Source organism: Bacteroidota bacterium (assembly GCA_016722565.1).
Lineage (GTDB): Bacteria > Bacteroidota > Bacteroidia > 2-12-FULL-35-15 > 2-12-FULL-35-15 > 2-12-FULL-35-15.
This window is the reverse complement of record JADKIU010000003.1, coordinates 177,867-190,885: the sequence shown is the minus strand read 5'-3', so window position 1 is coordinate 190,885 and position 13,019 is coordinate 177,867. Positions and strand designations below refer to the sequence as shown.

General features: G+C 34.6%; 14 protein-coding genes and 1 tRNA gene. 14 read left to right on the top strand and 1 reads right to left on the bottom strand.

What is annotated here, in order from left to right:
• Positions 1 to 653: 653 nt before the first annotated feature.
• From IPP64_11980 to IPP64_11915, 14 genes are all read left to right on the top strand, one after another.
• A tRNA-Lys gene (locus tag IPP64_11980) sits at positions 654 to 726 on the top strand.
• Positions 727 to 858: 132 nt separating this feature from the next.
• Complete coding sequence (locus IPP64_11975; GenBank protein ID MBL0330106.1) at positions 859 to 1,380, top strand: hypothetical protein; 522 nt, start codon at positions 859 to 861, stop codon at positions 1,378 to 1,380.
• Complete coding sequence (locus IPP64_11970) at positions 1,346 to 1,987, top strand: RtcB family protein (GenBank protein ID MBL0330105.1); 642 nt, start codon at positions 1,346 to 1,348, stop codon at positions 1,985 to 1,987. Before IPP64_11975 ends, IPP64_11970 begins: the two co-directional genes overlap by 35 nt.
• Positions 1,984 to 2,781 (top strand): RtcB family protein, encoded by a 798-nt coding sequence (locus IPP64_11965; GenBank protein ID MBL0330104.1) that lies wholly within the window; start codon positions 1,984 to 1,986, stop codon positions 2,779 to 2,781. The genes IPP64_11970 and IPP64_11965 overlap by 4 nt, the downstream gene beginning before the upstream one ends.
• Before the next feature lie 509 nt (positions 2,782 to 3,290).
• Positions 3,291 to 3,596, top strand: coding sequence for a hypothetical protein (locus IPP64_11960; GenBank protein MBL0330103.1), 306 nt, complete (start codon positions 3,291 to 3,293; stop codon positions 3,594 to 3,596).
• 77 nt (positions 3,597 to 3,673) lie between these two features.
• The gene (locus tag IPP64_11955) at positions 3,674 to 5,110 is read left to right on the top strand and encodes a hypothetical protein (protein MBL0330102.1); all 1,437 of its coding nucleotides are present in this window, start codon (positions 3,674 to 3,676) and stop codon (positions 5,108 to 5,110) included.
• 13 nt (positions 5,111 to 5,123) lie between these two features.
• Positions 5,124 to 5,486, top strand: coding sequence for a hypothetical protein (locus IPP64_11950; GenBank protein MBL0330101.1), 363 nt, complete (start codon positions 5,124 to 5,126; stop codon positions 5,484 to 5,486).
• Complete coding sequence (locus tag IPP64_11945; protein ID MBL0330100.1) at positions 5,486 to 6,181, top strand: hypothetical protein; 696 nt, start codon at positions 5,486 to 5,488, stop codon at positions 6,179 to 6,181. The genes IPP64_11950 and IPP64_11945 overlap by 1 nt, the downstream gene beginning before the upstream one ends.
• A gap of 27 nt (positions 6,182 to 6,208) precedes the next feature.
• Positions 6,209 to 7,198, top strand: a complete 990-nt coding sequence (locus IPP64_11940; protein MBL0330099.1) for a hypothetical protein — start codon at positions 6,209 to 6,211, stop codon at positions 7,196 to 7,198.
• A 279-nt stretch (positions 7,199 to 7,477) separates the two neighbouring features.
• Positions 7,478 to 8,002, top strand: a complete 525-nt coding sequence (locus IPP64_11935) for a hypothetical protein (protein ID MBL0330098.1) — start codon at positions 7,478 to 7,480, stop codon at positions 8,000 to 8,002.
• Positions 7,992 to 8,678, top strand: coding sequence for a nucleotidyl transferase AbiEii/AbiGii toxin family protein (locus IPP64_11930; protein ID MBL0330097.1), 687 nt, complete (start codon positions 7,992 to 7,994; stop codon positions 8,676 to 8,678). The genes IPP64_11935 and IPP64_11930 overlap by 11 nt, the downstream gene beginning before the upstream one ends.
• A gap of 308 nt (positions 8,679 to 8,986) precedes the next feature.
• Positions 8,987 to 9,316, top strand: a complete 330-nt coding sequence (locus IPP64_11925) for a nucleotide pyrophosphohydrolase (GenBank protein MBL0330096.1) — start codon at positions 8,987 to 8,989, stop codon at positions 9,314 to 9,316.
• Positions 9,317 to 11,164, top strand: coding sequence for a DUF2075 domain-containing protein (locus tag IPP64_11920; GenBank protein MBL0330095.1), 1,848 nt, complete (start codon positions 9,317 to 9,319; stop codon positions 11,162 to 11,164).
• A gap of 77 nt (positions 11,165 to 11,241) precedes the next feature.
• Positions 11,242 to 11,829: a hypothetical protein gene (locus IPP64_11915; protein MBL0330094.1), complete on the top strand. Its 588-nt coding sequence runs from the start codon at positions 11,242 to 11,244 to the stop codon at positions 11,827 to 11,829.
• An 11-nt stretch (positions 11,830 to 11,840) separates the two neighbouring features.
• On the opposite strand, the gene IPP64_11910 is transcribed toward IPP64_11915, so the two are convergent.
• Positions 11,841 to 13,019, bottom strand: a complete 1,179-nt coding sequence (locus IPP64_11910; protein ID MBL0330093.1) for an MvaI/BcnI restriction endonuclease family protein — start codon at positions 13,017 to 13,019, stop codon at positions 11,841 to 11,843.

The window sequence follows — 13,019 nt, the reverse complement described above, 5'->3', positions numbered from 1 at the left end:
CGTAGAAACGGGATACTTCGCTCCAATCAGGGGAAGGGCCTTTGTGAAAATAAAGGAGAGGTGCAAATCCTCAATGCGTATCCCCGTTCCCGAATCGCTTTTTGCTTTTGACAATCCCGATAATCATCGGGATGAAAGATGCCGTTGATTAAGAGTTACTTCGTCTGGCCGATGCCGAAAGGCTAGGGGTTCGAATCCCCACTATCTCTGATCGAATTTTGCTCTTTCATAAAAAATTGTAAACAGTGTCGTAGGTAAGAATTACTTCGTGTCGTTGGTTCGAATCCAACTCCGCTTCGGTGGATAGCTCAGTCGGTAGAGCAGAAAAATCTTACTGGATTTTACCTGTTTTAAAATATTGGTAAGTGACGTAGTAAAGCGATACTTCGGTCAGAACATTCTTCGAAAGAAGAAAGGTCGCTGGTTCAATTCCGGCCCCTGCGAAAGCAGGGTAGTTCAGCAAAAAAAACGCTTTACGCTTTTTTCCTTATCAAAAATTATTGAATGGTGTCGTAGAACAGAGCTACTTCGATTTAGGATCGGGTGGCCGCAGGTTCAAGTCCTGCCTCTAGCAACTCCCGTAACGGATTGCTTTTGTAGCTCAGTTGGTTAGAGCACCTCACGTGCTTTGTTCGCTCATTGCCCATTCATACCGGTTTATAGCTCAGTTGGCAGAGCACCGTCCTTTTAAGACGGGAGTCCATGGTTCGAATCCATGTAAACCGACAAAGGTGCCGTTGAAAATTGTTACTTCGCCTGTCACGCAAAAACACAACATTTTTCGAACATTGCCCTTTATTTTTTAAAATAATTTCAATTGCGCAATTTGGTTGCGCAGATAGCTTGTTGATTTGTACCATGAAAAGAATTGTAAATATTTCAGTGATCCTAATCCTTGTTGCAGCGGCCTTGTATTTTTATAAAATTACATTGTCAATTATTGCAATCATTGTTTTGTTAGCCATCTGGGATCTTGTCAATCAACAGATCCGCGACAACCAATTAAAAAAGTTTCGGACAAAAAACATAGGGAACTATTTCTTCTGGTATAGTTCCAACAAACGGATAAAGGATATTATTGAGCAGCAACTCATCCCTTTAATTGATGTTGAATACTGCTTGATTTACACTAACAGGGAAAAAATTCAAAGTGATTTAACAACAGATGAAATCAGTTATTTGCGGAAAAAATCAGATGGTGTTAAATTTCCATTGATGATTAAAATTGGTGCTGATCGACTCTATGCCGAATCGTTTTTTGAAGAAGTAATGGAATACAAACAGCAAACAATTAGTAAAAACGAATTAGAAAAGAAAATTATACGTAAATTAAACAGCATAAAACATGAACAAATTAAACATAACAGGAGAAGACCTTAAAGCAATCGGCTTCCCGCAAGGTAAAGCCATTGGTGTAGCAATCGTTGTGATCGAAAAGAAATTTCGTAAATCAACAAAAGAACTTGTGCTTGAACAATTTTCGAAATTGGTCTTGTCGCCAATCGATTATATGGAGGATGAAATTTTAGGAGTTATTGCTGCTGCATTATTGGAAAAACCCAAATCAGAAGACGAAGATACACGTGAGATTATTCCTTTAAAAGAATCACATAATGGTTATGCCGTTTATGGTGCAAAAAATATTGAAGAAGGTGCGATTAACCAAATGGAAATTGCAATGACCTTACCAGTAACCGTTGCAGGAGCATTAATGCCGGATGCTCATCAAGGATATGGTTTACCCATCGGTGGTGTATTGGCAACAAAAAATGCCATCATCCCATTTGGTGTGGGAGTGGATATCGGATGCCGTATGGCCTTATCCATTTTTGATATTCCGGAAACCTATTTTACCGAAAACCACGGAAAATTCAAACGTGAATTAATTGCGTTTACAAAATTTGGTGCAGGTAATGGATGGCAAGGAAGAGAAAAAGCGAATCATGCTGTATTGGATAGATCCGAATTCAACATGACTCCTTTGTGAAAAATTTGCAGGATAAAGCCTTTACACAATTGGGTTCATCGGGTGGTGGAAATCACTTTGTGGAATGGGGGATTATTGAAATGCTTGAAGACGATGTACCATTAAACATCAAAAAAGGAAAGTATGTTGCTTTGTTAACCCATTCCGGATCGCGTGGATTTGGTGCTACCGTTGCCGGATATTATACCAAGTTGGCGAAAGAACTTTGTCGATTGCCCAAAGAAGCTGCGAATCTTGCATATTTAGATTTGAATTCTGCTGAAGGGCAAGAGTATTGGATGGCGATGAACTTAGCCGGAGATTATGCTTCTGCCTGTCACGAAGTCATTCATAACCGTTTGGCAAAAGCCATTGGTGGAACCGTTTTAGCAAAAGTGGAAAATCATCACAACTTTGCCTGGAAAGAAATTTGGAATGGAGAGGAAGTAATTGTTCACCGTAAAGGTGCAACACCGGCTTCGAAAGATGTGATGGGAATTATTCCCGGATCAATGACCGCGCCCGGATTTTTAGTACGAGGAAAAGGAGAAGTGAATTCGATAAATTCGGCTTCGCATGGTGCTGGCCGTCAGATGAGCCGAACAAAAGCAATCCAATCCATTACAAAAAATGAGATGACCACCATTTTGAAAGATCATGGTGTAACATTGATTGGAGCCGGTTTGGATGAAGCACCCATGGCCTATAAAGATATAGACATGGTAATGGCTGCTCAAACAGATTTGGTGGATGTGCTTGCCCGCTTCACTCCAAAAATTGTGAGAATGGCGGACGATGGAAGCAGAGAAGATTAATAATAAAAGAAAAATGAAAACAATGAACATTCAAATTCAACTTGTCCTACAACTGCAACAAAGCGGTTGATGTGCTTGTGGATGTTATTTAAAAATGCAAACGCCCATAAGAATATTCTTGTGGGCGTTTTTTTTATCCTCTCCCTTCGTCTAATTGGCAGGACATCAGTTTTTGACACTGAAAATTGTGGTTCGAATCCACGGGGGAGAACAATTCGTGTTGTAAAAGTTTTGAGAAATGCTGATGACGCCATAAAGACGCCAAAGACGCCACAACAATAAATGATCCCGCTGATTGATTTAAAAATAATTTTGCAGGTTCAAAAACTTTACTATTTTAGCTACGATTCTGAGCTACTCCCTCAATCAAAATTTTAGTAAATCAATTATGAATGAAAAATATCAGCTTTTTCATTGGGGAGTTTCTATAAACTCAATTTGCTTTACGAAGAAAAAAATATAAGGCATAATTTGCTTAAGTTATAATCATTAACATAAAACTATAATTTATGAAACTTCATCTAATTAAATCAATGTTAATTTTTCTTTTAATATTTTTTTGGCAAATTTCAAAAGGGGAAACAGAGGATCCACCTAAAAAAATCGGAAGAGATTATTATGAAAAAATTAAAGTAGATCTAAAAAATGGTGTAATTGAAGGGTTTCAAACACTTCCTTTTGATGTTCCTTTTGTTTTTTACGGAGCTGTAGACTCTGAAATAGTTTCTATAACCGTATATTATAAGCAAGCGAGCAGCAGATATACACAAAAGATACACAAGATGTATTTGTCTGTAATTGTGATGAGGATTTAAAAGGAACGTATCGCATCTGCCAATGGAAGAAAACTTATTATACATCCACACAGTCTCAGGATTCATTTTATATCGCAATGCCAGCACTTAAGGCAAATGCAGGTTATCAGTTTCTGTTCAAGCTAGAAAGAAAATACAGTGGACACGAATTGAGAGTAATAAATTTAGAGCAGAAGAAAGTTTTATTGAATAGCATTCGAGATGATTTCAAGACAATTTATCGAACTGACCCCGGCCAAACAATGAAGCGTCTGGATACAATATATTCGGAGAACTTGGATAAATGGATAAATGTTCTGTATTCAAAAAATAGAAAAGATAAGGACGGGAAATCAAAGATTGACTTTCAATATTCAAAAGAAAAAAAGATTGAATTTGAAAGTGAAAATAGGAATGTTGTTTCTAATCTTGATTGGAGCAAATTGGCGAATGAAATGGCTGTTATAAAAGGAGAACTGAATGGACAAGCAGAGTATTCAAAAAAAATTATGAAATCATGGACTGTATTCAGACAAGATCTCAACAATTTTATAGATCCTAAAAATAAAACAGAATTTGAATTCCCTGAAAACCCTTGGATTCTTGAAATCATAAATGGCGTTGACGGAGATCAAAACATTAAAAAAGCAATGCTGGGTAAATATAATATAAAGACGGATAAGCCTGCAAGTTTTGATGATTTAGAAACAAAACTTGATTCTGCAAGTGTTGAAGAAATGTATACAAATCAAAAAGCTTTTTTAGAAAAATTAAAAACAGAATATACTACACTTGAAGCACTTAATAGAAACAAAAAAGGGTGGCTAACATTTTCAAATATCCTTAAACAACTATATGCTGAAGTATTGGCATATTACAATTCCACAAGTGTATTGAGAGAGAGCTATTATAAACTAACCGGTCAGATTGATTTGTTGGATGCAAAAGATGTATTGAATTATATTGATATTAAGATGCCTGTTGCTGGAAGCACAATTGCCAACTTTATGACACGTGCGGAATATTATATAACAGCCGATATTGGCATTGCTTATGGAATGTTTAATTTAGGATATTCAAATAATACAACAAAAAAATGGGATGAAGTGCTTCCGTACACTGGTGTTAATTTTAATTTAGCATCTATTAACCGACAAGCACGTTATCGTTATCGTAAATACAAAAACATCTGTAATACCCCATTCAAAAGTTGGTGGTATGTCCAGAGTAAAAAAATTTCGATTGTATCAGGGGTAACAATTGTGTCGGTTGAAAAAACGGTGAATGATGTTACATATCGGAAAGGACTTGTAGGAACATCACAAAATTTAGCCCTTCTTTCAGGTGTGGCCTATCGACTAGGAGATTACGGGCGAATTTCCGGAGGTTTTGTGTTTTCAAAGCAGAGGGATCAAAATTTGTTGATTGAAGACTACCATCTCAAAGCAACACCATATGTATCAATCTCACTAGACTTGGATGTGAAAAAATATATAAAAAATCTAACTGACTTAATTTTTCCTGGTAACGAATAATAAAAAAATAAACATGACAATCACAAAATTTAAATTCAACGATGCTGGTCCGTTGGAAATTATTTTTCCAAATCAAAAAAATGTTCAACTGAGTTTGGCTGTAGAATGGACAGATAATTTAAAAGAGTTTGCTGACTTGAAGATAACTTATTCTGTTGAAGGTAACAATAGCAATATTTGTTTTGACAATAAGAGTAAAAAACTAAGCGTGGAACACAATGGTATTTCCCAAATAGAGACAATACATGAGTTGGTAACGTTTTCAATCAGCGGAAATTCTAAAACACCATCTGATCAATTTGAGTTAAAAGCAATAGCCACAATTGATAATGAAACAACTCCTGAGAAAATAATAACTGTATTAATTAAATCCTAATGAAAAAGCTAAGCCCTATATTCGTTATTTTATGTTTTGTCTTGAGTTCTTGCTATAAAGAAGACATTCCTGTTGTGCCAGATGGATCAATTTATTTTGTTCCTTTTTCTGCTACGCCAATATTAACAGCAGATGGTGATACTACCCTGAAAATCCAATTAAAAACGGATTATCCGACAGCAATAAAACAGACAACCCTTACTGCGAATATTGGAAAATTTTCGAATGAGAGCAATACCATAGATGTAACCTTCGATAATGCAGGGAATGCAACAGCATATTTAAAATCAGTAGTTGTCGGACAATCAATAATTTCTGCCGCAACTACTGTGGGGGCACAAAATATAAATTCAAGCCCCATTACATTTACAACAGCATATGCAGAACATATTAATGTGAATTGCAATGCATTAATGACAAATGCTTTGGGAGAAAAACTTGTATTGACAATGAGCTTGAGCAGAAATAGAGGTACTGTTTCACAAGGGCAGGATCTGACATACAAAGCAATGGATTCTTTAGGAAATTTAAAAGGAGCTTTTTTTAATAGAACCCTTTCAAATTCGGATGGAAATACAACCGTTGAATATTGGCTTCAAGATTCTACTTATACCGGATTAATTGTATTTAAAGCCATCGCATTAAATGATACGTCAGTATACGGAGTCAATCAGGTATACGTTGGAGAAGATTAATATGAATTTTTAATTAAATATTTACGAATGATAAAATTCGAAGACTACAAAAAGATTGCTGTTGAACCGAAAGACATCGAGCTTTTCAAGCAATATGAAGAATATAGAAAGCAATGGTTTCAGGAAGAGCAGAAGATTTTTGAAGCTAAAGCTGCATTCAAAGAAAAACAGACTGCTTTTTGGTTTGAATTTCTAAAATATTTTTTTGGAACGATTATTATTGGCGCTTTCACAGCATATACTACATTTATTTTTAAGAATTATGAATTAAAACTTCAAACTAGAAAACAAGATTCAGAAACGATTGCGCCTTATGTAAAACAATTTGTAGAGTTAATGGAAAAGGACTCTATGAAATATAACCGTGTTCATGCAATGTGCGAGTTTTTAAGCTATACAATTATTGAAGATAGTTTGAAAAGTGGATTTGCTTCTTTGCGTGATTTATATCAAACTAGAATAGATAACGCTAAAGCCAATGTGATAAACACCAGTGATAGTTTAACTGTAGTTGTTAAAAATGTGGATTCACTAAAGTCAGAATTGTATTCAGAAAACAATGTTAAATCGGTAAAGGATTTAGATAAAATAAAAACGCAAATCAAATTGCTTGAATCACAAGCAGAACAATTAAGCATCAAGAAGGTTGAAGCAATCACATTTGCAAAGGAAAAATTAGAAAATACGACCAACTTGAATATCCCGATTTCTTCTAATGCTGACAAATACACTTTAATTTATGATGAGGAACGATACACTGGGCCCGGCTGGTATAGCCAAATGAGCGAAAATTTTTCAATTTACATGAATGAAGTGAATGTGAAAGACAATTCTGTTCAGTATGATTTAAAGTTCAATGAAAAAATAGTTTCGAGTGTAACTCAAAAGGTTGGGGATATAAAAAAAATATCTACTGAATACGACAATTATAGAATAACGATTTTCTTAACAGGAATTACTAAGCGCAAAGCTTTTTATCGAATTAAAATTGAAAGAAGCGAAGTGCCAACATTCTAAAATAAACTTATAAATAGCATATTCCTATAACAATCTACCAATAATGTGCTTTGATTTTATGGATTTATTAGGTTGAGCAAGAAACGATTCATACAATTGAAATCATGTCCCATCGCACCAGCTATGATAAAGGGTTCTATTATTCTTATATCGATATACAAATTCTAAAATCGATAACAAGTTGAATTTATTGCGTATCGCAATATGAAATATATATGCTGAAATGCTTGTTTTTGTTGTTTTATATTTGTAATATTGCATATCGCAATATGAAATATTATGAAACAAACACAAGTCAATATTAGACCACAAGATGTCGTAGTCTTGCTTAAAATAATAGCATTGGGAGATCAGGAATGGTTCCATCATACATTAGCAGATGATATAGGAATTAGCCAATCGGAGGTAACTCAATCACTCAATAGGTCGAGGTATGCAGGTTTGATAGACGACTCTAGAAAGAAGGTGATGCGAATGGCATTGCTGGAGTTTTTGATATACGGGCTTCGTTATGCATTTCCACAGCAACCCGGGGCAATTGTTAGGGGCATTCCTACAGCTCATTCTGCGCCTCCGCTTAATTCAATAATTGTAAGTTCGGACAATTATGTTTGGCCTTCAGGAGTAGGAAAAATTAGAGGACAGGCAATTGTCCCATTATATCCGAGTGTTGTAGAAGCCATAAAAAATGATAAAATATTATATGAATTACTAGCTTTGGTTGATGCCATTCGAGTGGGAAGAGCAAGAGAAAGAGAGATAGCAAAAAAAGAACTGGAAAAGATGTTGTTAAATGGAAAATAAAATCATCAATATTGCTATTGTAGAAAAAGTGGCAAGTGCTTTAAAAGAATTAAAAAAACAGATGGTGTTTGTTGGTGGAGCTGTTATTAGTTTGTACACCGATGATCCGGCAGCCGATGAAATCAGGCCTACTCAAGATATCGATATGACAATCAACCTACACGGATTTGGCGCTTGGACTAAAATACAGGTGCGTTTAGCAGAGCTAGGATTTCATCCAAATCCTCAAGGCCATGCAATTTGTAGTTATACCTATCAAGATGTTCTTATTGATATCATGCCATCAGAGGATGGACCAATCGGACCTGCGAATCCTTGGTATCAACCGGGCTTTTCGTATTTGGTAGAAGTTGCTTTGCAAAATGAAAAAGTAAGTATTTTATCTGCTCCATATTTTTTGGCAACTAAATTTTCTGCATTTGCAGATCGAGGAAAAGATTATAGAACTAGCCATGATTTTGAGGACATCATTTATGTTTTAGATAATAGAATAAATATTGTTGATGAGATAATAGACTCAGATGAAGCCGTTAAGGGGTTTCTTGTAGAACGATTCAAAGAAGTTAAAGCCCACTCACAATTCGAAGAGATTATTTCTGTTCAGATCCATCCGCTGATGGTCGCGGAAAGGCATCCACTGATTTTAGAAAAAATCGAAAAAATAATCTCCTTGTAAACTATTGGAATCTTAAAGTATTGCCAAACATAATTGTCGGTATTGGATGGTCGGTAATTTGTACCCGTAGAATTGCAATTGCAAATAGTGCATGCTCTCGCGGACCGATTTAACGACATAATTGTCGGGTTAAAAACTTTACGGTCTTAGCTAAGATTCTGAGCTACTGCCTCAATCACCCATTAACGCTTTAGTTGAAACATGAAAAATACTCCAGTTTTTCATGGGAGTAGTGTTTTGCTACTCCCATTATTTTTTGAAAAAATTGGTTTGGATTTCTTATATTTGAAAAGGATAAAATACTTCACATGTCAGATATCGAGGAAATCATTGATGCTTTAATAAAATTCCGCAACGAGCGCGATTGGGAGCAATTTCACAATTCAAAAGACCTTGCTTTGGCAATATCTATTGAAGCGGGGGAGTTGAATGAGCTGTTTTTATGGAAAGAGGCTAAAGATGTTAATGTAGAAAAATTAAAAAACGAATTAGCCGATGTGTTGGCGTATTCTCTTTTACTTGCGAAGAAGCACAATTTGGATGTGAAGCAAATTGTATTGGATAAGATTAATGCCAATGGCGAAAAATATCCCGTAGACAAAGCAAAAGGAAACGCTAAGAAATACAACGAGCTATAAATGATCGTCTACCAAAAAACAAAAAAAGGTTTTGAAGATGATATTATTAGTGGAGATATAGAGAATATCATTCTCAAACTTTACGAAACTAAATTACATCGCTCAACCGGAAAGAAAGAACAAGATTCATGGAGAAACTCTCTTCATTATATGAATACTGTGTTAAGCGACCCTGAGATTCCTTATAACACAGGAGTAACTATTGAACTCCAAATTCCTCAAACTTCTAAGAGAATAGATTTTATCATTTCTGGTAAAAACGAAAATAGTAAAGATCATGTTGTAATTGTAGAATTAAAACAATGGCAAGCTTCTGAACTTACCGAAAAAGATGGGATTGTAAAAACAGCATTGGGAAAAGGACTTCATGAATCAAACCACCCGTCTTACCAAGCCTGGTCTTATGCTGCTTTGTTGCAAGATTTTAATACAACCATTCAAAACGAAAATATTCAACTTCATCCTTGTGCTTACTTGCATAACTATATTGAGGATGATGTTATCCGAAACCCATTCTATCAAAAATATTTAGATGAAGCACCTGTCTTTTTAAAAAAAGACATTGCCAAATTGCGTGAATTCATTAAAGCATTTGTTAAAACAGGAGATGATGGGGACATTATGTACCGCATTGATAAAGGCGAAATACGACCATCTAAAATGCTTTCTGAGAGTCTTGCTAAAATGATTGCTGGCAATCAAGAGTTTATTATGATAGACGAGCAGAAGATTGTTTATGAAAATGCAATGGCATTGGCTAAAGAATCTACGGCTAAAAATAAAAATGTATTGATTGTTGAAGGCGGACCGGGAACAGGAAAATCTGTAGTTGCTATAAATTTACTTGTTGGAATAACGAATTTATCAAAGGTTGTTCAATATGTTTCAAAGAATGCCGCTCCTCGTGCTGTATATGCTAGTAAACTCACAAAGACATTAACCAAAACAAAATTTTCTAATTTATTTAAAGGTTCTGGTGCTTTTACCGATACGGCTAAAAATACATTTGATACTTTGGTGGTTGATGAAGCGCACCGTTTAAATGAAAAGTCTGGTTTATATTCCAATTTAGGCGAAAACCAGGTGAAAGAAATTATTTCAGCATCCAAGTTCTCAGTTTTCTTTATTGATGAAGACCAGCGAGTAACAATGAAAGATATTGGAAACAAAGAAGAAATTAAAAAATGGGCAAAATCAGAGGGTGCAATCGTTCATGAATTAGAATTGTCATCCCAATTTCGTTGTGCCGGCTCTGATGGTTATTTAGCTTGGTTGGACCAAATGCTACAAATACGTGAAACAGCCAATACTGATATAAAAGAGTTGGGTTACGATTTTAAAGTGGTTTCTTCTCCCAATGAATTGCGAGACATTATTTTTGAAAAGAACAAAGCAAATAACAAAGCACGATTAGTGGCAGGATATTGTTGGGATTGGAAAAGTAAGAATGATAAAAATGCAAATGACATTATTATTCCCGAATACAATTTTGCTATGAAATGGAATTTATCTGTGGATGGGAGTCTATGTATTCAAATGCCCAATTCTGTATACGAAATAGGTTGTATTCATACTTGCCAAGGCTTAGAAGTGGATTACATTGGAGTAATTGTAGGAAAGGATTTGATTGTTAGGGATGGGAAAGTATTGGTTGACCCATCAAAACGTTCCAAACAAGACCAAAGTATTAAAGGATACAAGTCAATGCTCCTAAAAGAACCAGAAAAAGCGAAAGAAATGACTCGTTCTATTATAAAGAACACCTATAGGACCTTAATGACAAGAGGAATGAAAGGCTGTTATGTGTATTTTGAGGATAAGGAGACGGAGGAGTGGTTTGGATCTTAAGTTGGTAAATAGTTTAAGCTATTTTTAATATATCACTCCTTTAATGGTACTATTTTAATAAATTTCATATAAAAAACATGACAGAATCTGATAGAATTTTAAATAATGTTTATTCCCATTTGGGACTACAGACATCAACTCCTCAAGCAAAGTATTTACAGATAAGTGCCATAGTTGCTCGTTTAGAATTTTTAAATACTCAAAATCCAATAAACGGAAAAACAACGGGAACTATTTCTGAAAGATTATGTGAATTAGCTCTTTTGGCGAGAGTTCCTCAAATTTATAAAACTATAGGTGATAAATGGAATTGGATGGCTGACTTTTCTTTATTAGGCCATCCATTCAATCTGTTGATTTCTGTGAAAAGTTTTAAAGCAAAAGAAAGATTATTAGTAAGCGGTAGCGGCAACCTTCTTTCGCCAACTGTTGGTTGGGGCTTATTTAATGATCCAGATGAATGGACAGAATCAAGAACAAAAGTCTATTTGTTTAGAAGTTTCATCGCAATTTATATGCCTTCTGCTTTATATGCAATAGTTCCAGTCAATTCGAAAGCAATTAATAATATTAATGGTAAGCCTTTTTTGAGGGAAATTGATAATTTTACAGTGGATTTAACTGCAGCAATTAATAATGGCGTAATTGATATAACAGCTTTTTAATTATTATTTTCTCACTTCGTTAATGAATATAATTGACTAGGAGGAAACAATAAATTTAATGCATTGGGTTTTATTTTGAAAATCGGACCTTTTTCTAATACACTTCCGTTTGCTTTTCTTTTAATTAGATGATCAAGTGTAATTATTCCTTGCTCAAGTAAAATGTCAAATTGAGAAACAATAGGTTTTTTTGTATGTTCTACCTTTTTAAATTGGAAATGCTCCTTACCATCAATTATTATTGGTTCTGCAGAAATCCAAAACGTTTCATTGTGCTTTTCTAGTAATCGATTATGTAAAGTTTCTAGCCCCCAAACAACAAAATCACCAATAGACGATTTATCTGAATTTTCAAATAGGAGATTTGATTTTGTATCCATTTTTAGTTGAAGACCTTGTGAATTTCTTACTAAACTCGAAACTGTGCAATACAATTTATAATCATCCCCTCTTTCATATCCAAAGGCGTTTAATATTTCTGCAGAACTTTTAAATTTGCTAGATTTCCAATTTGGAACTTGAGCAAATAAGTTTTTTCTATTTCCTCTATTATCTCTGAAGGCTTTTAATTCGATCCCTTTGTAGTCCGGTTTTTTTGATGAATTTATTTCAATTCCTAAAAGAGTTTCAAGTGTTCTTCCAATCGAAGTGTCTGCTTTTAGCATTCCAGGTACTGGTTTTATGGCAATTTTTTTTAATAGAATCAACAGCTCTGCTGAAATTTCATTAGAAATTTGATTTATTGTATTAACCAAATCCTGAAGCGGATTTGATATTTTACTTTCAATTAACTTGTGTAAATCAAGTTGTGTAATATTCAAAACGTACAAGCCATCCTCAAAAGCAATTATTCCTAAAATATCGTTTGCTTTTGAGTATGCCCCTAATCCTTTGAACCAAATTCTTGGATCACCATTTTTAGTATTCGGACGATATAATGATGCAACTGAATTTACTAATAAATCAGATGAGATTAAAAATGAAGTAATTTGTATTTTACTTTCCTTCCCTTGTTTTTGTAGTTCAAAATCGTGAATCCTACTGGCTTTTAAATAGGTTCGTACTGAACCTGTAGCATCCATAATCGACTTTTTTAGTCCAGTTCCAGTTGGTTCAATCAGACAAAGTTCAACAGATTTTTCAGTTAGAAGTTTTATCCTACTTATTTCAAGGTTTGTTAATTGCCTCAT

Excerpts from the sequence above, each read along its gene's own strand:
- IPP64_11975 (MBL0330106.1), top strand. The coding sequence starts at position 859 with ATGAAAAGAATTGTAAATATTTCAGTGATCCTAATCCTTGTTGCAGCG.
- IPP64_11970 (MBL0330105.1), top strand. The coding sequence starts at position 1,346 with ATGAACAAATTAAACATAACAGGAGAAGACCTTAAAGCAATCGGCTTC.
- IPP64_11960 (MBL0330103.1), top strand. The coding sequence starts at position 3,291 with ATGAAACTTCATCTAATTAAATCAATGTTAATTTTTCTTTTAATATTT.
- IPP64_11955 (MBL0330102.1), top strand. The coding sequence starts at position 3,674 with ATGCCAGCACTTAAGGCAAATGCAGGTTATCAGTTTCTGTTCAAGCTA.
- IPP64_11950 (MBL0330101.1), top strand. The coding sequence starts at position 5,124 with ATGACAATCACAAAATTTAAATTCAACGATGCTGGTCCGTTGGAAATT.
- IPP64_11945 (MBL0330100.1), top strand. The coding sequence starts at position 5,486 with ATGAAAAAGCTAAGCCCTATATTCGTTATTTTATGTTTTGTCTTGAGT.
- IPP64_11940 (MBL0330099.1), top strand. The coding sequence starts at position 6,209 with ATGATAAAATTCGAAGACTACAAAAAGATTGCTGTTGAACCGAAAGAC.
- IPP64_11935 (MBL0330098.1), top strand. The coding sequence starts at position 7,478 with ATGAAACAAACACAAGTCAATATTAGACCACAAGATGTCGTAGTCTTG.
- IPP64_11930 (MBL0330097.1), top strand. The coding sequence starts at position 7,992 with ATGGAAAATAAAATCATCAATATTGCTATTGTAGAAAAAGTGGCAAGT.
- IPP64_11925 (MBL0330096.1), top strand. The coding sequence starts at position 8,987 with ATGTCAGATATCGAGGAAATCATTGATGCTTTAATAAAATTCCGCAAC.
- IPP64_11920 (MBL0330095.1), top strand. The coding sequence starts at position 9,317 with ATGATCGTCTACCAAAAAACAAAAAAAGGTTTTGAAGATGATATTATT.
- IPP64_11915 (MBL0330094.1), top strand. The coding sequence starts at position 11,242 with ATGACAGAATCTGATAGAATTTTAAATAATGTTTATTCCCATTTGGGA.
- IPP64_11910 (MBL0330093.1), bottom strand. The coding sequence starts at position 13,019 with ATGAGGCAATTAACAAACCTTGAAATAAGTAGGATAAAACTTCTAACT.